The organism is Bacillus cereus group sp. BfR-BA-01331 (assembly GCF_022663915.1).
Taxonomy (GTDB): domain Bacteria; phylum Bacillota; class Bacilli; order Bacillales; family Bacillaceae_G; genus Bacillus_A; species Bacillus_A mycoides.
In genome coordinates, this window is the sequence record NZ_JAKUGJ010000012.1 from 76,250 (window position 1) to 101,564 (window position 25,315).

The window sequence follows — 25,315 nt, forward strand, 5'->3', positions numbered from 1 at the left end:
TTATAGTAATGTTGATTAATTGTAAGGAAAGGAACTAACTATAAAATGAATAAAAACATATTAATTATTGATGATGATAAAGATATTGTAGAATTACTCGCTGTTTATTTACGAAATGAAGGCTATAACATTTATAAAGCTTATGATGGTGATGAAGCATTACAAATGATATGTACATATGAAGTTGACCTTATGCTTTTAGATATTATGATGCCAAAACGAAACGGATTGGAAGTTTGTCAAGAAGTGCGTGAAAATAATACTGTACCTATCCTTATGCTTAGTGCAAAGGCTGAAGATATGGATAAAATTTTAGGACTTATGACCGGTGCAGATGATTATATGATTAAACCGTTTAATCCACTAGAATTAGTTGCTAGAGTGAAAGCATTGTTACGTAGATCATCTTTCCAAAACGCTGCCACACCAAAGAATGAAGATGGTATTATTCGTATTCGTTCTGTTGAAATACATAAACATAATCATACTGTTAAAGTAAATGGAGAATATATTAAACTCACCTCTATCGAATTTGATATTTTATATTTACTAGCGAGTAATACTGGAAGAGTATTTAGCTCTGAAGAGATATTCGAACGCGTTTGGAATGAAGACGGTTATGGTTCTAATAAAACGGTAATGGTCCATATTAGTAATTTACGCGATAAACTTGAAACCGTAATGAATGGTGAAAAACTAATTCATACGGTTTGGGGAGTAGGATATAAAATTGAGAAATGAAGCATTTGATATATTAAAAGATATACCAAAGTGGAAGCTTATTTTTTGGCTTTTATTAGCTATCACTCTTACACCAATTACCGAATTAATTATATTTCGCCTCGTAACGAGTGTAATTGAGAGTTCACTTACTCTAAGCGAACTAGGAAAAGAATTCATTAGAATTTTTGGCCATGAAAAATATATTGGATTAAAAGAGTCTTTATGGATGATGATTGTATCTTATTTGTTTTTATTTTCTATTTTCTCATCCTATTTATACATTTTTTATCGTCATGAAAGAAAGGTTTACTATGAAACTTGTATAAAAAAAATGATTGAAGAAATTCGGTATATTGCAAGTGGAAACTTTAATCATAAAGTTTCCATCGTACACCATAATTATTTAGAAGAACTGGCAACTGGGGTCAATCAAATTATTGAGCAATTAAAAGTATCAATTGATGAAGAAAGACAGGCAGAACAAGCAAAAAGCGAACTTATTACAAATGTATCACATGACTTACGAACCCCTCTTACATCTATAGTTGGATACGTAAATTTAATCCATCATGATAATTATAGAGATGAAGTAGAATTACGATACTATATTCAAGTCATTTACGATAAAGTAACTCGTCTTAATGCATTAATGAATGACTTGTTTGAATATACACGCGTTCAAAATAAAGAGTTAAGTTTATATTCTGTTCCTATTGATATTGTAGAATTGCTTGGACAATTAACTGTCCAATTTCGGATACAGCTTCAAGAAGCTAATATTGAATGTCGCCCTTCTTTCCCATCTCAAAAGCTAATGGTACTAGCTGATGGGGATAAATTAGTACGTGTGTTTGAAAATCTAATCATAAACGCTATTACTTATGGAAATGATGGAGATCATATTGATATTACTGCTTACGAAAGCAGTAACATGATTACAATTGATATAACAAATTACGGACAACCTATCCCTAGTACTGATTTACCTCATATTTTTGAACGTTTTTATCGTGTTGAAAAATCACGTTCAACAAACACTGGTGGATCTGGGCTCGGATTAGCAATTGCAAAAAGTATTGTTGAATTGCATAAAGGAACAATTGAAGTATATAGCGATGATAAAAAAACAACTTTCACTGTAAAATTACTCCCTTATAAAGCTTAATACCACATATTTATAGGTTCAATTTTTTATCATATAAGAAATTGAACCTTTTATATTCCATCAATATCCAAAATTAAAGAATTCCTTAAAATTCTTTAGAAATTCTTTACCTTTTCTTTCTTCCTAATTAAGCATTCCTTTTTACAATAATATTATTGATGTAATAGTAGGAGGATCGCTAATGCAATTCTTAAAAAAAATAACAGTTTTATTATTATCTTTTCTTATTACTGCACTTATCGTTTTATATTTTTATCTTTATGTAAATGGTCCAATTATTCAAGCTAAATCAGCTATTTTAATAGATACTAATTCTGGTGAGATTGTTTATAAAAAAAATGAAGAAACTCCTATACAATCAGCTACTTTATCTAAATTAATGACAGAGTATATCGCACTGGAACAACTGAATGAAGGAAAAATACAGTTAGATGAATTAGTAAAAATAAGTAACGAAGTTTTCCGAGCAGAAACGAGTCCTATACAAGTAACTTCCAAAGATAAAACGACGGTTCGTGATTTACTTCATGCATTGTTTTTGACAGGGAATAATCGTTCCGCACTTGCCCTTGCAGAACACATTGCTGGAAACGAAGATAACTTTACACTTTTAATGAATGACAAAGCAAAACAACTAAAGTTATCACAACCATCCCCGTTTCTAAATGCTACTGGAATTAATAACGATACGAATAAACAATCAACTACAACATCAATAGACGTCGCTAAACTAGCAACACAATTAGTAAAAGACTTTCCAGATGTATTGAATGTTACGAAACTAACCTCTTACCAATTTACCTTCAAAGATTCAAAAGTTTTCAATACAAATAAAATGATATATTCCCTTAATAAAAACATTAAACTCCAAGGTGTTGACGGCTTACAAACTAGTTTTTCAACTAATGGTAATTATAGTTTTGTCAGTACAGCCACACGAGGAGATACTAGACTTATTTCAGTAATATTAGACGCCGGTGATGAAAACAGTACTTTTATTGAAACAAAAAAGTTACTTCAGTACGGTTTTGATCCTTCCTCGTACTCTGCACTCCAAGCTTTTAAAGATGCTGTTACATCTTGGACAATATTGTTTCAGTTTAAAAATTTAATCATACAAACGATTATGATCTTTTTCATCATTACAATCTTAATGTTTTTATATATACGTCAAAAAAAAGCCGAGGATTTTAATTAAAAATTCTCTTTAATATAAAAACCGACTTGCAATACAAATGCAAGTCGGCCTCTAAATTTATAATCGCCTTCCAATTAAATTTGCTGAAACAGGCTGAAGATTTAGTTCTCTCGCCCATATAGATATCTGACCAATATGATGAATTTCATGTACAATTACATGCCTTAAAACTTCACCGTATTTATATGTTTTATCTGTCCATGAAGCTTTTAATATCTTATATTCTAGGTCACCAGACCATATTTGCAAAAACTCTTCTAATTCTCGTCGATATGAATTAGATAGCGCTTTCACTTTTTTGATTGATTGATAATCTTTAAACTGTGGTTCGTTATCCTCCTTTTCTTGAAGCGCACTAATCCAGCTATACTCAACATCTACAATATGGAAAAGTGTTTCTAAAATACTCCCAACACCTCCAACACGTTTGCGAAGCAATTCTTCCTCTGTAAGTTGTTCACACCATTTAAACCAATCCTGTCTTACTTGCCAATTATACCTAAATAAAACTAGCACATTTATCACTCTCCATATCTATTATCCACTTCACAGCATCGATTACATAATGTGGCTCATCTTTTTGAATATAGTGACCGCTATTTTCTGCAATAATAAATTTATTACTGGTTGATAATTGTAATAATTCTTCTTGCAATTGTAACCATTTCAGTTGTGCATCTGCTGAATAAAAATCTTTTTTTCCAGCAGCTAACACGACAAGTGGAATATCTCTCATTGACTTACAATGTCGATCTGCTTCACCTAGACTAAACATAAACTCTTCATATGAACTTTCATATACAAATTGTTTGTAGTAAGCTTCTTGAAATTCTGGAGACATTATTGGCAAAAAATCTTCTTTATAATTTTCTGTTGTCGAATCAACTAAAACTACTCCCATCGTATCTTCAGGATAAAAAGTTGTAAATAAACGTATATTTATACCCCCAAAGGAATGTCCTACAAAAATATAGGGTGGCTTAAGTTGTAATTGTTTTAAGCAAGCTCTTAATTCTTTTACCATTTCAGAACTAACACGCCGCTTGGAACTCTTCCCGCTTTTTCCTAATCCAGCTCTATCATATGTAAGTACCGTCCCATATTCCGTCAGCCCTTCCGCAATACGATCCCATGCCTTTGAATAATCACCATAACCTGCTTCCATTATAATAACAGGCTGCAGCTTTTTTCCTTGGAATATTTTCGTATATATTTTAAAGTCATCAACTTGCACATATTCTTCTATACATTTAATCATTGACGATCACTTCTCTCAGATTAAGTTCCTCTACAATTTGATCAATTATTTCATCGACAGGTAAAGATCCATCCAGAACAATATCTGAATTTGGCTTTACAGTATGAATCGCCTCCAAATAAGCTTTTCTAGCATATGTTATATAATGCTTTAAATCATTATGTATTTCGTCCATTGTACCTTCTTTAAAATCTCGCAAAATTCTTCTAGCCATTGCGATATCTAAAGGCGTATCGATAAATATAGTTACATCAATGAATTGTCGCATTTCACTATTTAAGTATGCAAAAGGATAATCTACAATAATATAATCTACATTACCATCTCGTATAAGATGCTGAATATCATGAATTAATGGTGTAAGTACCCATTCATCATAATTAGCTCCATCATCAATCCATTTACAAATATCTGCGGGACAGTTATCAAATTTATATCTATCAAAATATAGAGCCTTTGAGTTTTTCAACTCATGAGCTAAACTTTCTGTAATGGTAGTTTTACCGCCCCCTGAAACAGCTGCAATTGAAATTATTTTTGTTTTTTTATTCACGATTCCGGCTAAACCCCTTTTGTTAACATAATATAATTATAAAATACTATTATTTATTGTTCCATTCATATTCTAACATACTCATTTCCCATAAATTCCAATACGTTTCTCCTACTCTTTTTGACTCTCTTAATAAACCTTCTTTTACAAAACCTATTTTTTCATAACAAGAAATAGCTGACTTATTAAAGTCATAAACACCAAGAGTTACTCTATGTAGTTTTAATTCTTCAAAAGCAATACAAAGTACGGCTTTCATCATATGTTTCCCTATAGAACGCCCTCTCATTTTCGTATTACCAACTAGCACTTTTCCAATTCTAGCAGACTTATTTATATTATCTATTTGTCCAAGAGAAATATGACCAATAACTGCTTTAGTCTCTTCATCTATTATTTTGAATGCCAGTGTGTTTGCACTTTCTGTATATTTCTCTAATTGCTGTTCATTTAAAGGATATGTGAATGCATTTCCCGACCATTGTATTAAAAATTCTTCGGAATTAATCCAATTTATTAATTGTTTGAAATCAGATTTTTTAAAGGGCACTAATTTAATCACTCTCATTCTCCTTTCGTACATCACTCTTTATAGCCTCAAACCTATTTCTATATAAAGAATATATTCTCCTTTTATACGAAATTAAAATAAAGCCATTCATAAGAATGGCTTTACAAAAAACAGCATAATTATGCTTTATTTGCTACGTCAACACCATTAAAATCAAACTCAGCGGTAACCGTTGTAACAGGAGGGAAAATTGCTTCAATTTTGCAAATGGAGATAATTACTCCAACAGATCCAGGAATAGCTGCAAGCTTAACAACATCACAACTTACAGACAAAACAGTACCTACATAAGTACGTCCCTCTGTATTAATTTGAACTGTTTGATTAATTAATTTCTTAAGCTCATCTCTAATTCCTTGTACACAAGAATTATCACATTTCTCATGCTTTTCTTTTTTACACTCTTCGAATATTTCCAAACAATCATCCTGTTTACATGTACACTTCTTTTTACAATTATTAAATCGAGAACCCAAAACCTCACCCCCTAATCCTTTCTATTAGTAAAGTATGTCCAATAGCTTAAAAGTGTACGAGACGAAAGCATAAAAACAAAAAAACAAACACTTGTACTAAACCTTCTTTTTATATACTAAAAACGAAATTGCGTCATTTATAAAAACACCACTGATCTATTTTGTTAATAAAAAATAAAAAAGCGGACACCAAACTACAGAGCAATATAACAACGCCCTTTTTAGTTTGATGTGCACTGGTTCTTCCAGTAGGACTAAATGTATAATTATTATTACAGCATTTTCTCATATTTTAGTATATTTCTTATTAGAAAAGAATTATTTTATATAGATTACTATAAGCATCCATAAAGCCAAGGCGCAAATGATAGCGAGCGCTATACGTGTAGATAGAACCCTTAATTCAAAGTCTGTTTTCTTGGAGGATTCAGGATATGCAATTATGTAGATCCCCTTTAGAACAATTCCAGCACCTTTATATAGGCCAAATTCTGCTCTTTATTCATACAAACATGGCATATTCAATGCCCATCCTTAATCAACATATTTCTCTACGGAATGAAATTTTTATATCATTCTTCATTATCATCTACCCGAATCGACCGCAGTCGCTATGTACTATCACCGTACACTTTTTCATAGTTTGGAGCTAACATGCACCGAAGCCAACCTAATGATTTATTCACCCTTTCACTAACCTCTAAAACTGTCCCCTCTTTAATAAAATAATCACCTTGATAAAACGTTTACTCGTTTGTCCCATGGAATCATCATTATTCCCGACCCTATTAAAATAGCGTTTTTGTTTCAAATGATGCTCTTATTAATTTGGACGCATTTACCAGTATATTTACCAAAAAATTCATGATATCGTTAACTAGTCGAGTACGTCATTACTTGACGATTACCCTTAGGAGCCCCGCAGACAATCGGGGTTCCTTTTATTTAAATAAGGATTTTGTTTAAACTTTACAAAACTCACCTATATTAAAATATCTTCTAAAATTCCCATTGAACATTTATAATACTTTTAAACGATTTAAATTCTACAATCAGTAATGGAGGCATTTTAATGGGAAACATCCCAAAAATATCATCACAACAATCAAATCCTAAGATACCCTCACAGCAAGTGAACCCTAATACCCAACAAGGTCATATTAAAAAAACAAGACGCCGTATTATAATTACTTTGGCTATTATATTACCTATAATTTTTGTCCTTCAATATTCTCTGAATAACCAACAAGAAATGATTAAAGAAAAACAAATCACACTGAATACGGAGCAACAAAAATTATCTTCTGTAAAGAAGGATGGTCATTCCCTTAAGAATGATGTTAAAGTTTTAACAGGTAGTGAAGAAGAAATTTTAAAATTCGCAAGGAAACTGTATGGATTTTCTAAACCGAATGAAACTATATTTCAAATAACTGAATAAAATTACACTGCATTACCCAAAAGGCGATTTGAAGATAATCGCCTTTTTATATTTAATTTCTAAAGTAATCATACTAATCTCTCTTTCTATCAAATAACTATTTTGTTTAATTTATTAAAATACAACCGCTTGTCCATTTCACTTTGCTCTATCATTACATTTACTATTAGTAATACGATTTTTAGAGGTGATATATAATGGACGAGTTTTTATCTTTTGCTGCACTTAATCCGAGTTCTATTGGACCTACACTTCCACCTGTTCAACCCTTTCAATTCCCTACTGGTCCCACCGGTTCTACAGGAGCTACTGGTGCTACCGGTTCAACTGGTTCAACTGGACCAACTGGACCAACTGGACCAACTGGACCAACCGGACCAACCGGACCAACCGGATTTAATCTTCCTGCTGGGCCTGCATCTATTACCTTGACTTCTAACGAAACCACAGCATGTGTATCCACTCAAGGAAATAATACTTTATTTTTTTCGGGTCAAGTATTAGTAAACGGTAGTCCTACTCCAGGAGTAGTAGTCAGTTTTTCATTTAGTAACCCTTCTCTTGCTTTCATGGTTCCTCTTGCTGTCATTACCAATGCTTCAGGTAACTTTACCGCTGTATTTCTAGCCGCTAATGGGCCTGGAACAGTAACCGTTACTGCTTCACTTCTTGATTCCCCTGGAACAATGGCAAACGTCACTATTACCATTGTGAATTGTCCGTAACGGTTTTATTTTTAAGGACTAAGCAATTTCTGATAAGATGAGCACAGATTTACAGTGCTCATCTTATCATTGGGATGTTCCTTTCAAATGAAATTTCGTAGCATCCAACGAATGGGATCTAGTTACCACTAATAGAAATGTTCAAGTAACCCCCATTCATTATCTGTTGTCATTTTTGAAAGGACTTGTTCCATACAACAGGTCCTATTTAATCTACACCATACTAAAATAACGCTTTCATTAAGGACTAATGATCTTTATATTTCTTAAGCTTGTCATCACAAGTACTTTTTATTATTAGTTAAATTCTCAATATAGTTTGTGTATATAATTCCATTCAAAGATACATAATACCCACGTAACTATTTAAAAAAACATCGTTTTTATATCTAAGTTCAAAAAGGAGCTACATAACATGGATAAGAAAAATCTATTAAGTCAACAACTTGATTATGTGTCATCGGATGCGCTGAATACTCCTAGTAAAGCCCAAGAGCAAATGCAAGAAGCATCTCAGGAGGCACATGATTCAAATAAAAAGGACAGTACTCAAGCTTTACATGGCGAAGATTTACCAATTTCTGATGTATATAGAACAACGAACAAACAGTAAATTTAAAAGGGAAAAATCTTAAGAACGAGTGAACTTAATTCTTTTCCCTTTTCCTATTTAAATAATATTTTTATATGAAACACGTACACATTTTTGACACATCCACTATCACAATCTCCTGAAAATTCGTGATAATATTAATTTGTCGGATACGCCAAATTTCGACATTGAACGACAATATTATCTCCCTTATCGAATCCCTGTCCCCCAGGGATTTCTCCTTTTATTCATTACTTTTTCTTCACTAAATTTTCATTCTTAACAAAATTCAATCACTCCATTGAATAGACAGTCTCAGTATCCTATTTTGATAAAAACTAAAAACAAACAGACATACTTACCACTAATAGTAGATTTTTTAACTTCAAATTTACTTTTTTTCTCTTATCTTTTTGTGAACATTAAAAATGAGCTCTATTTATATAGAGCTCATTCGTAATGTTATAGTTTGCTAGACTGTAGTCCTTGAATGAAGGGTACTACTTCAGGATTTACTAGTGACGATAAATCGCCTAACTCTTTTCCTAAGTAAGCTGCTTTAATAACACGTCGCATTACTTTAGAATTACGTGTTTTTGGTAAATCTTCTACAACATGAATATCTTTTGGACATAATGCTTTTCCGATATGAGAATTTACTAAACTCATTAATTCTTTCTTTAATTCTGCTGTAAATATTACACCGTCTCGTAATACTACAAAGCAATGACAAACCTCACCTTTAACATCGTCAGGTACACCAATTGCAGCTGCTTCTATTACATTATTATGTTTCACAAGAATAGATTCATATTCAGCAGGTCCAATACGTTTTCCAGCAATGTTTAACGTATCATCTGAACGGCCTGTAATGATATATTGTTCACCGTCATAAATGACCCAGTCACCATGAACCCATTTATTTTCAAAGCGTGACCAATATGTGTTTACATAACGTTCATCATCTTCCCAGAAACTTTTCGTCATACCTACCCAAGGTTTTTCTAAACATAATTCTCCGACTTCATCTCGAATTGGTTTACCTCGATCATCAAGTACAACCGCTGCCATTCCTGGTAAAGATGCGTTAAAACTAATCGGTGCGATCGGCTTAATTAGGACATTCCCGAAAATCCCACCTGAAATTTCAGTTCCACCTGAATAGTTACAAATTGGTACTTTACCTTTACCAACTGTATTAAATAACCACATCCATGGGTCTGGATTCCAAGGTTCTCCTGTTGATGCGAATACTTCTAAACTCTTTAACGAGTGTTTATTTACATATTCATCACCTTTTGCCATTAATGCACGGATTAACGTTGGCGAAATACCGAGATGAGTAATTTCATATTTATCAACTGTCTCCCATAAGCGATCTGCTTCTGGGAAGTCTGGAACACCTTCGTACATAACCATTGTTGCGCCATTAATTAAAGAGCCGAATAGTAAAAATGGTCCCATCATCCAGCCCATATCAGTTACCCATAATACGCGGTCGCCTTGTTTTATATTCATTCCAAATCCTGCATCAAATGCAGATTTTAGCGGGAAACCAGCATGTGTGTGTACTGTCCCCTTCGGCTTACCAGTCGTTCCAGATGTATATATAAGCATTAATGGATCATCACTGTTCATTTCTTCAGCATGTCTAAATGGTTTTTCTTTTTCTAACGTACTCCATGAAAAATCATAATTATGCGGTGTAAAATCATTTCCTGCATGACGAACAATTACCACCTTTTCAACAGTTGGGCAATGTTCACAAGCTTTATCTACTTCATCTTTTAATGAAACAATTTTCCCACGGCGTGAAAAGCCATCTGCGGTAATAATCATTTTTGAACCAGCTGCTTGTACACGTGTCATTACTGCATCAGCAGCAAAACCTGAGAATATTGGTGAAATAATCGCTCCAATTTTCATTACCGCTAACATAGCAACAACTGTTTCAGGAATCATTGGCATGTAAATTGTTACACGATCACCTTTTTCAATACCAGCATGTTTCAAACCGTTGGCAACACGGCTTACCCAGCTATCAAGCTCTTCATATGTAAATGATTTTGAAGTTCCGTTTTCCCCTTCATACATAAGTGCTGCTTGTGTTTTCATTTTATCGTCTGCAAGCCAGCGAGATAAAGCAGATTCTACAACGTTACAAGTTCCCTCAGTATACCACTGTGCAAACGGTGTACCATTTTCTAAATCTAACACTTCTGTATATGGTTTCATCCACTGATAGCCAACTGCTCTCTCAGCTTCTCCCCAAAACCATGCTGTTTCTTCAATTGACTTATTATAAAAAGCTTCGTAATCTTCATAGCCTAATGATTTCATCCAACCAAATAAACGCGTTTTTTCTTTATATTCTTCTGTTGGAAACCAAACTGCTTGTTTCAATGTTTTCCCCTCCTTGACTTTTTGAGCAAGAAAGCCCTAAATAGGGCTTTTAAACTGGATATACAGGATGTTTACGATCCGTGAATACTTGATATTTACTCATATACATTTCGAATCGTCCTTTTAACTCTTCACGTAAATTATTTGGATGAACAATACCATCGATCACCATCTCTGATGCTAAACGGTAAATATCAATATCTTTCTTATACTCTTCTCGTTTTTCAGCAATAAAGCTTGCACGCTCTTCTTCTGGTAAAGCTGCAATTTTATTTGCATATACAGCATTGACTGCTGCTTCTGGACCCATTACTGCAATAGAAGCTGTCGGTAATGCTAAGCAGCAATCTGGTTCAAACGCTGGACCTGCCATTGCATATAAGCCAGCTCCATATGCTTTTCGAACGACGATAGAAATTTTCGGTACAGTTGCTTCACTCATTGCAGAGATCATTTTTGCACCGTGACGAATAATTCCGGCACGTTCTACTTTTGTACCAATCATAAATCCAGGTACATCTGCAAGGAATAATAATGGGATATGGTATGCATCGCATAAATTTATAAACTTCGCTGCTTTATCAGCTGAATCGTGGAATAAAACGCCGCCCTTCATACGCGGCTGATTTGCAATAATGCCAATTGGCTTACCATCAATACGCGCTAAACCTGTAATTAGTTCTTGAGCAAATAATTTTTTCACTTCAAAGAAAGAACTTTCATCAATAATTCTGTTAATGAGATCTTTCATATTGAAAGGAGCATTTTGATTTTCTGGAATGATTTCTTCTAACGTTTTATCGAACTGTTTCGGTTCTTGAGGTGTAATCAAAGGAGTCTTTTCTAAATAGTTACTTGGAAAATAAGAAATATATTGTCTTGCTTGCGTAATTGCATCTTCTTCTGTTTTACATAAAACATCTCCGCATCCTGATACTGAGCAATGCATACGTGCTCCGCCCATTTCTTCTAAAGTTACCTTCTCACCGATAACCATTTCAGCCATACGCGGAGACCCTAAATACATAGAAGCATTTCCTTCAACCATCATAACAACGTCACAAAATGCTGGAATATACGCACCACCAGCCGCTGAAGGTCCAAATAATAAACAAATTTGTGGCACTTTACCAGATAATTTCACTTGGTTATAAAAGATCCTTCCTGCACCGCGGCGTCCAGGGAACATTTCAACTTGATCTGTAATACGTGCCCCAGCAGAGTCAACTAAATAAAATAACGGTACACGTAATTTCTCAGCCGTTTCTTGAATACGTAAAATCTTTTCAACTGTACGTGCTCCCCATGATCCAGCTTTTACAGTCGAATCATTTGCCATTACGCACGCAGTACGACCATGTATTTTACCAGTCGCAGTTACAACACCATCAGCTGGTAATCCAGTTTGTTCACAATTTGCCAATAATGCATCTTCCACATATTCACCATTATCGAATAAAAGAGCTAAACGATCTCGAACAAAAAGTTTCCCTTTTGCTTTGTTTTGTTCATGATATTTCGGTGCCCCGCCTTGCTTAATTGTTTCAACCCGTTCTTCAAATGAATTAGATTGTTGTTTTTGCTCTAACATATTTACTCCCCCTTATACATTGGTTTGCGTTTTTCCTTGAATGCCTGTAATCCTTCTAATCTATCTTTCGTATCGATTACGCCCTCATACGCTTGTTTTTCCATTTGTAAGCCGGTATGTAAATCTACTTGAATACCATTTGAAATTGCTTCTTTTGCTAATCGAACGGCAATTGGACCATTATTAGCAATTCGATCTGCAATTTCAATTGCTTTCTCTTCTAGTAAATCAGCTGGTACTACGAATTCTACTAAACCATACTCTTTCGCTTCTTGCGCCGAAATACGTCTTCCTGTATAAATTAATTCTTTCGCTCTACCAACTCCAATTAATCTAGGTAAGCGCTGAGTACCACCCGCCCCAGGTATAATTGCAAGGGAAGTTTCCGTGAGACCTAGACTTGCAGTGTCAGAAGCAATTCTAAAATCACAAGCTAAGCTTAATTCAGTACCTCCACCAAGTGCGATTCCGTTAATAGCAGCAATAACTGGTTGTGGTAATTGTTCAACCATCTCCATAGTAGAACGAATCATACCCACAGCATGGCGAACTTGTTCTTCACTCATGTTGGCACGCTCTTTTAGATCAGCACCAGCGCAAAATGCTTTTTCGCCATCCCCTGTTAAAATAACAACGCGCGTATTTGATTCTTCGTTTATTTGAGTTAATATAGTTTGTAATTCTTCTAATAATGCCAAAGATAATGAGTTTGCTTGTCTTTCACGATTTAACGAAATCTTTACAACGTGCGGTGTAACATAGTCAACTGAAATGTTTTGTAATTGTAGCATCTTCTCACCTACTTATCGTTTTATGTTGGAGCGCTCTATACACATGACTCGGTAATTGGATATTTAACTTACTTTGAATAAACTGACTAGCTCTCAATAACTTTTCTTCATCAATATTAGTTTGGACTCCCAGCTTATGGAGCATATGCACTAAGTCATCAGTAGCAACATTACCCGATGCTCCTGGTGCATAAGGACATCCTCCGAGTCCACCACAAGAACTATCAAACGTTGTAATACCATATTCTAAAGACTTAACTACATTCGCCAGAGCCATTCCATACGTATTATGGAAATGCATTGCAAACTGCGAAGCATCATACTTCTTTAATAGATGTTCTAATACTTGTTCTACTTGTAATGGATTCGCTACACCAATCGTGTCACCGAGAGAAACTTCATAAATGCCGTATGAAAATAGTTGATTACATATTTCGTCAACTGCTGTGGCACTTATATCCCCTTCATAAGGACATCCAAATACAGTAGAAACATAGCCTCTTACCTTTTTACCTTCGAACGTTGCCTGTTTTGTTATATCTTCAATTACAGCTAATGCTTCTTTAATAGATTTATTAATATTACTTTTATTGTGAGATTCACTTGCTGATAAAAAAACATTCACCTCATCTACATTTTGTAAAAAAGCTCGTTCCAAACCATTTTGATTCGGAACAAGCGCTGCATATGTAACATTTGGATCCCTTTTTAGCTCAGAAAATACATCACTTGCATCTGCTAATGCAGGAACCCATTTAGGGTGAACGAATGAGGAAACTTCAACGTACGACAATCCCGCTTCTGTAAGTAGTTGAATCCATTTTACTTTATCTTTTGTGCCAACAATCTTTTTTTCATTCTGTAAGCCATCACGCGGCCCGACTTCTTTAATGACAGCAAAATTAGGTAGTTTCAATTCGCTTCCCCCTATATCTCCCTATTCAATTTCTAGTAATACATCTCCTTCATTTACAAAATCGCCTTCTTGTACGTTAATTTTCATAACAGTTCCGGCTTCTTCTGAAACGATTGGAATTTCCATTTTCATAGATTCCAAAATGACGACATCCTGCTCTTCCTCTACTGTATCTCCTACTCCTACAACAATTTTCCAAACATTTCCTGCCATCGATGCATATACTTTCGTCATCATTTTTTCCCCCTTAATATTCATAACTCTTATTTTTTAACAAGTTGTTTCGTTACAAAACCTGTTGTATAAATACCACTTTTGAACACATCGTCTCCGAGTACTTGCAGTAACATTGGTGTGTTTGTTTTAATACCTTCTACTTTTAACTCTTCTAGTGCAATTTTTAATTTTGAAATCGCTTCTTCACGAGTTTCACCATGAGCGATTACTTTCGCAATCATTGGATCATAGAAAGGTGTAATCGTTACTTGATTCTCCAAAAAATGATCAATACGTATATTTGTTGGTAACGTTAAATCTGTAATTTTCCCAGGTGATGGGAAGAATGTTTTCGGATCTTCTGCATAAATACGAGCCTCAATGGCATGACCACTACGTTTTACATCATCCTGTGTAAATGATAGCTTCTCACCATATGCGATAAGTAATTGTTGTTCAACTAAGTCTAACCCAGTAATTTCTTCTGTAACTGGATGTTCTACTTGTAATCTCGTATTCATTTCTAAGAAATAAAAGTTCTTTTGATCATCTACAAGAAACTCAACTGTACCTGCATTTGTATAACCAAGTGCTTTAGCAGCTTGTACAGCAACTTCTCCCATAGCCTTTCGTGTACCCTCATCTAAAAATGGTGAAGGTGCTTCTTCAATTACTTTTTGATTTCGGCGCTGCACTGAACATTCGCGTTCCCATAAATACACTGTATTACCATGTGTATCTGCTAAAAGCTGAATTTCAATATGATGTGCATCTGCTATATAGCGCTCTAAATACATTTCTCCGTTACCAAAGAAATTTTGCGCTCTTGTTTTATTACTTTCAAATGCTTTGGTGAGCGTTTGCTCAGTTTCCATCAACTGCATTCCAATGCCTCCGCCGCCCGCGGATGCCTTAAGCATTAATGGATAACCAATTTGTTTCGCAATTTCAATTGCTTCTTCAGCAGTTTCAATATTTGTAGTAATGCCTGGAACTACTGGCACATCTGCTGCTTGCATCGCTATACGTGACTCAATTTTACTTCCCATCTTAGTAATGATTTCTTCTGAAGGACCGATAAATACGATTCCTTCTTCTTTACAGCGAATCGGAAAAGATGGATTCTCTGATAATAATCCGTACCCCGGATGGATTGCTTCAGCATTTGTCTTCTTAGCTATTTCAATAATTTTTTCAAGGTTTAAATAGCTTTCTTGGACACGTGGACCGCCTACTAAGTAAGCTTCATTTGCCAATTTTACATGAAGGGCATTTTCATCAGCCTCAGAATAAATAGCAACGGTACGAATGCCAAGTTTTTGACAAGTTTTCATAATACGAACTGCGATTTCCCCGCGATTAGCAATTAATATTTTTTGAAACATAGTGACTCCTCCTTTTTATCTACATCCTAAATGTCTTGCAATTACGAGACGTTGAATTTCAGAAGTTCCTTCACCAATTTCTAAAAGTTTTGCATCACGAATATATCGTTCAACTTCATATTCGCGCATATAGCCATATCCACCATGAATTTGTACTGCATGATTTGCTATACGACTTGCAGCTTCAGATGCAAACAACTTTGCCATAGCCGCTTCTTTACCGAAAGGTTTATCGTTATCTTTTAACCAAGCTGCTTTATGTACTAAATTACGCGCTAATTCTACTTCAGTCGCCATATCAGCCAATTTAAATTGAATCGCTTGGAAATTAGAAATCGGTTTTCCAAATTGTTGACGTTCTTTCGCATATTGTAATGCACGTTCAAATGCAGATTGTGCAATACCTACTGCTAATGCTGCAATTGAAATACGTCCTCCATCAAGTGTATATAAGAATTGTTTAAATCCTTTATTTACATCACCAAGAATATTTTCTTTCGGTACACGTACACCATCAAGTACGATTTCACAAGTATTAGAAGCACGAACACCCATCTTATCGTAAGGGCTTGAAATCGTTAATCCTTCACTAGTAGTCGGTACGATAAATGCAGAAATACGTTTTTTACCATTGTCTTCAAAACCGTTGATAGCGGTTACAATAATTGTGTTTGCATACTCTGCGTTTGTAATCCAGCACTTTTCACCACTAATAACATATTCATCACCATCTAAAATTGCTTTCGTTTGTGTGCCCCCTGCATCAGATCCAGCATTTGGCTCCGTTAATCCGAAAGCACCTAACGTTTTACCTGACGCCATTGGAACTAAAAATTTCTGTTTTTGTTCTTCTGTACCGAAATAATAAATTGGAGAAGCACCTAATGAAATTGTTGCAGCATAGCTTAAACCTGTTCCACCACAAGCACGACCAATCTCTTCAACAGCTAACGCGTACGATAACGTATCGCCACCTGAACCTCCATACTCTTCCGGGAATGGGATACCTAACAATCCTAGTTCGCCCATTTTTTGAAATGTTTCATATGGAAATTCCGCAGTTTTGTCATAATATACAGCTTTCGGTGCGATTTCCTTTTCAGCAAAGTCACGTACCATTTCTTTAATCATTTGTTTTTCGCGAGTTAGAGTAAATTCCATTCCGCTACACACCCCTTATCGAATATTGAGTTTCGACAGCGTGCGAGTTTCTACTACAAACATTACTTCTTAAAAGACACGAATATTAGTTAGACAATTGCTATAATTCTGTCATAACTTAATTTTAAAACAGATTCTGTACCAATGCACAAAAAAATTCCTACATTGTTCTACAACAACATAGGAGGTTTTGTGTCGAATTATGTAATTTATTGTTTAATAATCTCTACCTTTTCCTGAATCAGAAATTTCTACTAACCCTTCAGGGTATGGCTCAAAATATGTTTGTCTTAATAAATACTTTTCATCAAATCGAATGGCCCATGATTTTAAAATTGTAAGCAAACTACTAAGTGGTATTTTCTTTTCTGCATATTTTTGTATCAGTTCTAGAAAATGATCTTTTTCTTGTTTTTTTAGCTTTGTTTTAAAATATCCGAAAATGTGCTCACATACATTTACATTCGATGTATAGCGAGGCGCGCGCATAAATAATTCATATAAAGTCTTCTCATAGTTATCAAATACGACTTCCATTGTTTCATTTTTTTGATTTGCAATAATACGCCCTAATTCTTTTTGTTTCACCTGATTATATGCCATAAATAAATACTTATAATCTGATTGAAACGCTACGAGTTCTTTTATGTTTTTAGTATGTTTAATCATTTTGTAATGCGCGATTGTAAACAATCTTGTAAAGAAATGCTCTCTAATAATAAAATTCGACAATCTACCTTCTTCTTCAATTGGAAGATGCGAAAATTTTTTTATTACTGCTCCGCCAAATAATCCAGTTCCTTTTCCTTTTATTGGCCCTTTTTCAAAACCAGAATAGATTTTCACATCACGAGTTCCGCAACTTGGCGAACGATTCTTCAAAATAAAACCGTCAACTTCAGGTAATGTTTGTAAAAATGCATTTGAAAATTCATTCATTTTTTCAGTTACATCTTCTTGTATTGACGGCTGTACAAGCCTATTCGCTCCATTTTTTTCTACAATACGTATCGTTTCACGAGGAGTCCCTAAACCAATTTCTACTTCAGGACATACAGGTATAAATGTAACAAATGGCTGCAAGTTTCGAATTGTTAAATCTGGAACCATCTCTCCATTATAACGACAGGCATCAAATTCTAAACATTTACTTACAACAATTATCGGTTTAGCAAATTGTCGCATCACATTACCTCCGTGGCGTTAGTCCATACAATATAAATTGAATCGTATTTTCAATTTCCACTTCATCGTCCCATTTCTCTTCCGGCAATAATAAAAACCTCGTTAAGAGCAACCCTAATACAGCTGATAAAGTAAGACGTAATACGGAAGATGGCGGAAGTTCAATAATTTCCCCTTCTTCTTGAAACTTTGCAATCAGCTTTTTAAAATGTACAAGCAGTTCTGTTTCTATTAATTGTTGTATTTCACTTTTTAGTTCCGGCTGAAATGGTACTTCTTGAATTAATATTTTTATCATTGGAAAGTGCTTTTTAGCAAATTCAAATCTATTTTGAATTATTACTCTTAAAAGCACTTCATACGATTCATACTCTGTTTTAAATATTTCTTTTGCAAAGGCTTGTACGAAAAATGGTGCAGCAAACTTTGTTAAGGTCGGCATCACGACTGCAAACAATAAATCTTTTTTCGTTTTATAGTAGCGGAAGATTGTTCCTTCCGCTACACCAGCGCGCTTTGCAATTTCACTCGTTGAAGTTGAGGCGTACCCTTTTTCTCCAAACATATCAACAGCTGCCTCTAATATACGCATTTGACGTTCATTACGTTTATCAGTATTCGTTGCGGCAACTAATTCTTCCAGCCAATCCTTCTTCATTTATTGTGCTCCTTTTTATCATCATTATATTTTGCGATGTTTCTTTAATGCAAATACATTTCCTACTGCAAATAATAGTGAAAAAAGTAGTAATACAGTAAGATCTAATGCAATCTCTGTAAACCCTTGATTCCGAATCATTACTTGTCTCATAGCGTCAGCACCATATGTGAGTGGAAATAATTTACCTAACATTTGTAACCATGTATTCATGGATTCCATTGGAAACAACCCAGAAAAGAAGACTTGTGGCACGATAACAAGCGGTATAAATTGAATCATTTGAAATTCATTATTTGCGTATGCCGATAAAAATGTGCCTAATGTTAGTGCAGTTAAAGAAAGCATACATGTTATAAGTAGCGTTAGCCATATTGAGCCAGCTACATATAAATCTAAAATATAAACTGAAAAACTTACAATTATAATAGATTGTATAAATGCAAAGATTCCAAAACCAATAATATATCCTAAAACTATTTCCCATCTTCTCACTGGTGTGGACAATAATCTCTCTAATGTACCACTTAAACGTTCTCTTACAAAAGATACTCCGGACAATATAAATACAAAGAAAAATGTAAAGAAACCAATTAATACGGGACCAAGCCCATCGAACATCGTAATGTCTTTAGAGCCATGTAAATAATCCACTTCAGGCTTCATCATTGATACATCATTCTTCTCTGTACTCTTTTGCAATACTTGAAGTACCGCACGGTTTTTTGATGAATCACTGCCTTCTAATAGAAGATTCATTTTTCCATTTTCTAAATGAATTACTGCATCTACCTTTTGCTTTTCTAATTCCGAAATTGCTTTGTCTTTACTATATTCATAAATTGATGCTTCTTGATTTTTCATTACTTTTACTATAGGAGCAGGTACATCGACTACAGCAATATGCGGTATATAGTCTTTTTGTGTAAATACTAGCGACAATAACCAAAGTAATAACATTGGTGCCCCAAACATCATTGCTAAAGAACGCTTATCTCGAAAAAATTGACGAATGATACGGATGACTACACCATTAACTCTCATGATTCAATCACTCCTTCTAACATAAAGACATCTTCAATTCGTCCAGAAGATGTTTGTTTTTTCAATTCCTCCGGTGTGCCAATCGCAACTAAATTCCCTTCTCTAATTAGCCCTAGACGTTCGCAAAATTCAGCTTCATCCATAATGTGCGTTGTTACAATAATAGTTGTTCCTTTCTTTTTAAGGTCATAAAACTTCTCCCAAATCGATTTTCGAAGTAGAGGATCTATCCCAACTGTTGGCTCATCTAAAATTAATATTTCTGGTTCATGAAGGAGTGCTATCGCCAATGATAAACGTTTTTTCATTCCACCTGAAAAATGCTGTACTTGCTTTTTCATATGCTCTGATAATTGCACAAGTTCAAAAACTTCTACGATTCTCTCCTTCTTACGCTTACCTTTTAACCCATACATCGTTGCAATAAAATCTGCATTTTCATATGCCGATAGTTCTTCGTATAATGCATCAGCCTGAGCCATATAACCAATTCTTTTCATTTCATTTAGATTAGGCATGTTTGTATTAAAAACAATTACATCCCCTGTAGTTGACTCATTAATACCTGCAATCATTTTAATGAGTGTTGTTTTCCCTGATCCGGAAGGTCCAACCAAGCCAAAAATTTCTGCTTTTTCTACTTGCAGCGAAAGGTTATGCAAAACTTCTTTTTTCCCAAAACTTTTTGATACATCTCGTAAAATAATTGAAGGTTGCTGCACTAAAAATCCCCCTTTTCTTTAAAATGAGTGAGTACTCACTTTTATTTTACTCTCGAATTATTATATGTCAAACTTTTCAAACATATTTTTTCTGTTATTTACTAAATCAATGAAACAGAGTCGACATTAGAATATCTTTTCTTAAAGTCGACTCTGTTTCATTGTAAATTATTCGATTTTTGTTATGTTTTTAAATTTAAATACCTTCTAATTCTAGCAACATCTAAAGAATATTCGATAACTATTTGCTGTATTGGTAATATAACCGTTTCCGGATATAAATGTGCATATTGTAACGTTTCTGCATACTTTTCCAACCGTTTTTCTAAATACTTTACAATTTGCTCAGGATGACTTACTAATAAAGACGTACTATAATAATGAATTTGCTCCTCAATCGCCGTATATTCTTCAATTTCAAATTCTTTATGCATTTGTACACCCCTTTATATTTTTAATATTGCTTAATAATAACTATTTTAACTCGACTAATTTTTAAGTTTTTTGATTATTTACACTATAACAAACTCAATAGGTCAAATTTTGTTACTTTATGTAACCTTGAAAAATTTTAACAAAATTGTAATGGAAACTTGTACTCAAGAAAAACTACCTTTAAATTATTCTCCTGAACAAAAAAGCCATACAGATTAATTTAACTGCACGACTACAATCTCAGGTCTATTAAAAACTCTTTGCGGAATGATACTATTGCCTAATCCTCTACTAACTATCATAGACGTATTTTGTTGTTCATATAAACCCGCTGTATATTTGGGCAGTATTCCTTGATTAGGAGCAACTAATCCCCCGATAAAAGGTAACCGAACTTGTCCCCCATGTGCATGACCCGATAACACTAAATCTACTTTCTCCTCAGCATACTCTTCTAGAAATTCAGGCCTATGGGATAATAATACATTATACCTATCTGGCTGCGTTTCAATTTTTGCTTTTACAATTGCATTTTTTACAATACTTCCTTCATCAATATCTCCAGTATTAAATTCCGGATCATCAATTCCTAACAAGTTTATTTCGTGTCCTCCCTTTTGTATTATTACATGTTCATTTCTTAAAACAGTGACATGCTGTTTCTTTAATTTTTTTTCTAAACTGTTATATTTTCCTGACCATTTTTCATGATTTCCTGTCACAAAATATACTGGATATTCCTTCACAAGTTCTCGTATTACTTGCATACTCATTTCTGCATCGTACGATTTACTGTCTATTAAATCACCCGTAATAGCAATAATATCTGGATTTATGCTTTTTACTTTTTGAATTAAAACGTCTTGATTATCACCAAATTTTTTATTATGTAAATCTGAAATTTGTAGTATTTTATATCCTTTAAAAGAAGAGGGAATTTTACTAGAGGTTATTTTAACCTCAGTTATACTTATTAAATTGTTTTGTAAATATAAAAAGATACTAATGCCTACTAATATACCAATAATTAATATGATTCTTTTAGTCTTCTTGTTCATACTTCCTCCTAAAATCTTAATCAGTACTACAGTTCACAATAAATATTACGTGCCCTTCGCATTCAGAATAACTGAAATTTTTTAATTGATTTGTAGTATTTGTTATAGTTTTATACGCCACTTATAAAATTTTTCAATCACATGCGTGTATGATGTCATGCTCATTTTTCAGTAATTTTATAGCAGATCACTGGAATCTCTTCATAAGATTAACATTTATCTTACTTAGTTTGATAACTATATCATGATATTTCCTATAGTTTTTTATAAAAATATTGTGTACTTTTCTCGAAGTATATATGACATTTGATTACAAATATATTATTACCACTACGATTTTAATTTGTTTAAAACGTACAAAGAGAGAATTGAAACACTAAATTGCCTTATGAAAAGGTATTACTGTATTATTTATTAGAAAATTGAAAAAACATGTGTAGATAGCTATCATTGTAATTGCATATATAATTAACTTTAATTTTCTGACATAATTTCACATAATTCTTAAACTATTTTTTTGCGTGCATTATGAAATAAAATATTGCCCCATGTCAGTCTTTAAAAAATTATATATCATAACTTTAAGGGAGGAAGAAAACTATGAAGATGAAAAGAAAAATCATGATGACGACAGCACTTGCAGCTACATTGGCTACAGGTGCACTACCAAGTACATCGGTGTTTGCTGCTGAAAAAGAGGCTCCTATCCAACAAGAAGAGACACAGATGAGTATTCAACCATTTGCACAAAATAATTTGGAAACAGCAGTTAAAGCTGCCTTAAATGGTCCAGAAGTTAAAAAAATTAAAGTATTTGAGCATGAATTTAATGTAAAACCAATTGAAGTAGTAAATTTAGGTGGCGGTAAAACATATGTTAAGGGACAAATTTCTCATCATTTAAGTTTTCGTCCAGATGATCAATTTTATTATGAGTTTACAGTGCAAGATGGAAAGGTAATAGATAAGCCTGTATTTAATATTGATAGAGGTGGTTGGACACCTTTTGCCGCTCCACTTTTATCAATTCTTGCTGCGTATAATGGGATTCCAGTTAATCCAAATGATTTAAATGCACTTGGTCAACAGATTGGAAAAGTGATAGATGGAAGCTGGGAACATGCAGCCCAATCTATCGCAACTGTAGTTAGTTTAAGTTTTAATGAGTAGAATTTCTTAATTTTCGTTAGCCTAACAGAGTCCCATTTTTCATAAGTAACCTTGTTATAAAAAATTCTGAAACAGCTATAAATAGATTTTTACCACTCAGTCACATTATCTTGATTTGTTAACCACCTTATCATTCATTATATGTCACAAAATAGAAGTCTTTTTTAAGACTTCTGTTTTGTTTGTATACAGTACAGCGGAAAGTTTGTTTTTTACCTATCTATGCTTCAATTCTTTAAGAATCGGTTTGACTATTGGATGCAATTTATTACAATAAACTATTAAAATCTCAAATAACTTCCTACCCTATTTTGATTTTTTCAAACACAAAAATTCATTACTTTAAGAATGAAAACAATAGATGTAGTAAAAAATCATCTTGTTTTATTATATCTATTGTTTAAAAGTCAGGAGAGATAAAATGAACAAAATAAAAATGAGGAATTTTTTAAAAATTAGTATCCTTACTTGTTTCACACTAGCAAGTTTAAGTACACCATCTACTATTTTTGCTGATAGTCATCCAGGTTATTCCTATGAATCCAATATAGGCTATCAAAACCCAGCATGGATGTCGAAAGTAGCAGATTCAACAAAATTGAGTGAAATATCTATTCCAGGGACTCACGGTACAATGGCTTTACATGGAGCAAGTTTTCTTGATGAAAATTTGACAAGAAATCAAACTATGAGTCTACCACAACAATTAAATTCCGGAATTCGATATGTAGATATGCGTGTTAAACGTGTAAAAGATTCTTTTGCAATGTACCATGGGATTGTAAATCAAAAAGCAATGTTTGAAGATGTATTAAAAGAGGCAATTCAATTTTTAAAAGATCATCCTACAGAAACAATTTTAATGCGCTTAAAAGAAGAAACTACTCCTGAAAGTGGCTCACTATCATTCGAGGAAATACTTAATAAATACAAAGGCCTTAATTCTTCCTATTTTTGGGATCCGAGTTCTGTACCAACTTCAAAAAGAAATAATCCTACTCTAGGAGACATCCGAGGGAAAATTGTAGTCTTACAAAACTTTACAGCCTCTCAGCAATATGGTATTAATTACGATAGCTTAAATATACAAGATACATTTGAAATTGAAAACGGACCAGACGGAATGTATGAAAAATGGAATGCGGTGAAAACCCACCTTCAAAATGCAAATAATAATTTTAACAATGATAAAATCTATCTTAACCATTTTAGTGGCACAGGTGGTGCTGCTGCATTATTAAATAATGTTTATCCTTGGTTTGTTGCAAGTGGTAAAGAGAGCAAAAATACTGATAGTAACCCCAAGATGATTCAAAAAGCTACAACTAATGCGTGGGAAGATTTCCCTCGTGATATAAATGGTCAAGTATTTTATGGTGGAATGAATACACTTGGGACCGAACTCTTGCAACAAGGTGGAATTAAACATTCTGGTATTATCGCAGCTGATTTTCCTGGTCCAGGTTTAATTGATAGTATCATTAAATTAAATGGTATACATTCGAATGAAAAAGAAATATTAATTTCGCAAATTTCATCCGAATCTAGCCCTTTATCCGGACAACAAAATCGATCCAGTCAAAACTTTAAAATTGATAGTTTACCTGTAGGTACTAAGGAATTAAAATGGATTATTGAGCCTTCAGAAAAAGATCATCCTTCTTCTATCTCTTTCAATGTAATGATTGACGTTTCCCTAGGTACAGATTCTACTCGTTGGAAAAATATTTCACATGGATCTAGGACTGAAGCTTATACGAATGCTAAATATTATATTGCAAGCCCACTTGGTGCCACTAACAAATTTACAGTGAAAATATACGCTATTACAAATTAAAAAATAAAGAATCCCAATGGAATTCCTTTTTGATGGAATAC

The 25,315-nt window shown here is 33.7% G+C and carries 26 protein-coding genes and 1 pseudogene; 8 read left to right on the top strand and 19 right to left on the bottom strand.

Annotation, left to right across the window (positions count from 1 at the left end):
- Positions 1 to 45: 45 nt before the first annotated feature.
- From MR155_RS20340 to MR155_RS20350, 3 genes are all read left to right on the top strand, one after another.
- The gene (locus MR155_RS20340; protein ID WP_242310940.1) at positions 46 to 741 is read left to right on the top strand and encodes a response regulator transcription factor; all 696 of its coding nucleotides are present in this window, start codon (positions 46 to 48) and stop codon (positions 739 to 741) included.
- Entirely contained in the window at positions 731 to 1,888 is a 1,158-nt protein-coding gene (locus MR155_RS20345) for a sensor histidine kinase (RefSeq protein ID WP_219302315.1), read from the top strand. The genes MR155_RS20340 and MR155_RS20345 overlap by 11 nt, the downstream gene beginning before the upstream one ends.
- 181 nt (positions 1,889 to 2,069) lie before the next feature.
- Positions 2,070 to 3,086: a D-alanyl-D-alanine carboxypeptidase family protein gene (locus MR155_RS20350; protein ID WP_002141854.1), complete on the top strand. Its 1,017-nt coding sequence runs from the start codon at positions 2,070 to 2,072 to the stop codon at positions 3,084 to 3,086.
- A gap of 57 nt (positions 3,087 to 3,143) precedes the next feature.
- Here MR155_RS20350 and MR155_RS20355 read toward each other — a convergent pair whose 3' ends face one another.
- The 5 genes from MR155_RS20355 to MR155_RS20375 form a co-directional block, all read right to left on the bottom strand.
- Positions 3,144 to 3,602 carry a DinB family protein gene (locus tag MR155_RS20355; RefSeq protein ID WP_242310941.1) on the bottom strand — a complete coding sequence of 153 codons (459 nt, stop codon included), beginning with the start codon at positions 3,600 to 3,602 and terminating at the stop codon, positions 3,144 to 3,146.
- Positions 3,586 to 4,344, bottom strand: coding sequence for an alpha/beta fold hydrolase (locus tag MR155_RS20360; RefSeq protein ID WP_242310942.1), 759 nt, complete (start codon positions 4,342 to 4,344; stop codon positions 3,586 to 3,588). The genes MR155_RS20355 and MR155_RS20360 overlap by 17 nt, the downstream gene beginning before the upstream one ends.
- Positions 4,337 to 4,897, bottom strand: a complete 561-nt coding sequence (locus tag MR155_RS20365; RefSeq protein WP_242310943.1) for a nucleoside/nucleotide kinase family protein — start codon at positions 4,895 to 4,897, stop codon at positions 4,337 to 4,339. Before MR155_RS20365 ends, MR155_RS20360 begins: the two co-directional genes overlap by 8 nt.
- 49 nt (positions 4,898 to 4,946) lie before the next feature.
- Positions 4,947 to 5,465 (bottom strand): GNAT family N-acetyltransferase, encoded by a 519-nt coding sequence (locus MR155_RS20370; protein WP_277958728.1) that lies wholly within the window; start codon positions 5,463 to 5,465, stop codon positions 4,947 to 4,949.
- 122 nt (positions 5,466 to 5,587) lie between these two features.
- Complete coding sequence (locus MR155_RS20375; protein WP_088009004.1) at positions 5,588 to 5,944, bottom strand: hypothetical protein; 357 nt, start codon at positions 5,942 to 5,944, stop codon at positions 5,588 to 5,590.
- Positions 5,945 to 7,016: 1,072 nt separating this feature from the next.
- On the opposite strand from MR155_RS20375, the gene MR155_RS20380 reads away from it, so the two are divergent.
- Positions 7,017 to 7,385 (top strand): FtsB family cell division protein, encoded by a 369-nt coding sequence (locus MR155_RS20380; protein ID WP_242310945.1) that lies wholly within the window; start codon positions 7,017 to 7,019, stop codon positions 7,383 to 7,385.
- 197 nt (positions 7,386 to 7,582) lie between these two features.
- Positions 7,583 to 7,639 (top strand): annotated as a pseudogene (locus tag MR155_RS20385) (exosporium leader peptide-containing protein); the annotation flags it as partial.
- A gap of 239 nt (positions 7,640 to 7,878) precedes the next feature.
- Here the strand turns inward: MR155_RS20385 and MR155_RS20390 are convergent.
- Positions 7,879 to 8,094 (bottom strand): hypothetical protein, encoded by a 216-nt coding sequence (locus MR155_RS20390; protein WP_000237377.1) that lies wholly within the window; start codon positions 8,092 to 8,094, stop codon positions 7,879 to 7,881.
- 431 nt (positions 8,095 to 8,525) lie between these two features.
- On the opposite strand from MR155_RS20390, the gene MR155_RS20395 reads away from it, so the two are divergent.
- The gene (locus MR155_RS20395) at positions 8,526 to 8,723 is read left to right on the top strand and encodes a hypothetical protein (protein WP_061690213.1); all 198 of its coding nucleotides are present in this window, start codon (positions 8,526 to 8,528) and stop codon (positions 8,721 to 8,723) included.
- Positions 8,724 to 9,164: 441 nt separating this feature from the next.
- On the opposite strand, the gene MR155_RS20400 is transcribed toward MR155_RS20395, so the two are convergent.
- From MR155_RS20400 to MR155_RS20460, 13 genes are all read right to left on the bottom strand, one after another.
- A complete protein-coding gene (locus MR155_RS20400) occupies positions 9,165 to 11,105 on the bottom strand; it encodes an AMP-binding protein (protein WP_113936465.1) in 1,941 nt (646 codons plus the stop codon).
- 49 nt (positions 11,106 to 11,154) lie between these two features.
- Positions 11,155 to 12,696: an acyl-CoA carboxylase subunit beta gene (locus MR155_RS20405; protein ID WP_242310946.1), complete on the bottom strand. Its 1,542-nt coding sequence runs from the start codon at positions 12,694 to 12,696 to the stop codon at positions 11,155 to 11,157.
- A 2-nt stretch (positions 12,697 to 12,698) separates the two neighbouring features.
- Positions 12,699 to 13,487: an enoyl-CoA hydratase gene (locus MR155_RS20410; RefSeq protein WP_113936467.1), complete on the bottom strand. Its 789-nt coding sequence runs from the start codon at positions 13,485 to 13,487 to the stop codon at positions 12,699 to 12,701.
- 4 nt (positions 13,488 to 13,491) lie between these two features.
- Positions 13,492 to 14,403 carry a hydroxymethylglutaryl-CoA lyase gene (gene mvaB, locus MR155_RS20415; protein ID WP_002017011.1) on the bottom strand — a complete coding sequence of 304 codons (912 nt, stop codon included), beginning with the start codon at positions 14,401 to 14,403 and terminating at the stop codon, positions 13,492 to 13,494.
- Between the two features lie 21 nt (positions 14,404 to 14,424).
- Positions 14,425 to 14,640 (bottom strand): acetyl-CoA carboxylase biotin carboxyl carrier protein subunit, encoded by a 216-nt coding sequence (locus tag MR155_RS20420; RefSeq protein ID WP_001985297.1) that lies wholly within the window; start codon positions 14,638 to 14,640, stop codon positions 14,425 to 14,427.
- A gap of 26 nt (positions 14,641 to 14,666) precedes the next feature.
- Positions 14,667 to 16,004, bottom strand: coding sequence for an acetyl-CoA carboxylase biotin carboxylase subunit (locus MR155_RS20425; RefSeq protein ID WP_002136442.1), 1,338 nt, complete (start codon positions 16,002 to 16,004; stop codon positions 14,667 to 14,669).
- 15 nt (positions 16,005 to 16,019) lie between these two features.
- Positions 16,020 to 17,165, bottom strand: a complete 1,146-nt coding sequence (locus MR155_RS20430; protein WP_002032227.1) for an acyl-CoA dehydrogenase — start codon at positions 17,163 to 17,165, stop codon at positions 16,020 to 16,022.
- 216 nt (positions 17,166 to 17,381) lie between these two features.
- Complete coding sequence (locus MR155_RS20435; protein ID WP_242310947.1) at positions 17,382 to 18,350, bottom strand: YbgA family protein; 969 nt, start codon at positions 18,348 to 18,350, stop codon at positions 17,382 to 17,384.
- A gap of 4 nt (positions 18,351 to 18,354) precedes the next feature.
- Complete coding sequence (locus MR155_RS20440) at positions 18,355 to 19,008, bottom strand: TetR/AcrR family transcriptional regulator (protein ID WP_002065518.1); 654 nt, start codon at positions 19,006 to 19,008, stop codon at positions 18,355 to 18,357.
- Positions 19,009 to 19,032: 24 nt separating this feature from the next.
- The gene (locus tag MR155_RS20445) at positions 19,033 to 20,052 is read right to left on the bottom strand and encodes an ABC transporter permease (RefSeq protein WP_002085449.1); all 1,020 of its coding nucleotides are present in this window, start codon (positions 20,050 to 20,052) and stop codon (positions 19,033 to 19,035) included.
- The gene (locus tag MR155_RS20450) at positions 20,049 to 20,774 is read right to left on the bottom strand and encodes an ABC transporter ATP-binding protein (protein ID WP_002032219.1); all 726 of its coding nucleotides are present in this window, start codon (positions 20,772 to 20,774) and stop codon (positions 20,049 to 20,051) included. Before MR155_RS20450 ends, MR155_RS20445 begins: the two co-directional genes overlap by 4 nt.
- A gap of 182 nt (positions 20,775 to 20,956) precedes the next feature.
- Positions 20,957 to 21,208, bottom strand: coding sequence for a hypothetical protein (locus MR155_RS20455; protein ID WP_002017002.1), 252 nt, complete (start codon positions 21,206 to 21,208; stop codon positions 20,957 to 20,959).
- Between the two features lie 216 nt (positions 21,209 to 21,424).
- The gene (locus MR155_RS20460) at positions 21,425 to 22,267 is read right to left on the bottom strand and encodes a metallophosphoesterase (RefSeq protein WP_242310948.1); all 843 of its coding nucleotides are present in this window, start codon (positions 22,265 to 22,267) and stop codon (positions 21,425 to 21,427) included.
- A gap of 600 nt (positions 22,268 to 22,867) precedes the next feature.
- Between MR155_RS20460 and MR155_RS20465 the strand changes: the two genes are divergently transcribed.
- Positions 22,868 to 23,437, top strand: a complete 570-nt coding sequence (locus tag MR155_RS20465; protein WP_002016999.1) for a hypothetical protein — start codon at positions 22,868 to 22,870, stop codon at positions 23,435 to 23,437.
- Positions 23,438 to 23,858: 421 nt separating this feature from the next.
- On the top strand, positions 23,859 to 25,274 hold the full coding sequence (locus MR155_RS20470; protein ID WP_242310949.1) for a phosphatidylinositol-specific phospholipase C: 1,416 nt from the start codon (positions 23,859 to 23,861) through the stop codon (positions 25,272 to 25,274).
- Positions 25,275 to 25,315: the final 41 nt, after the last annotated feature.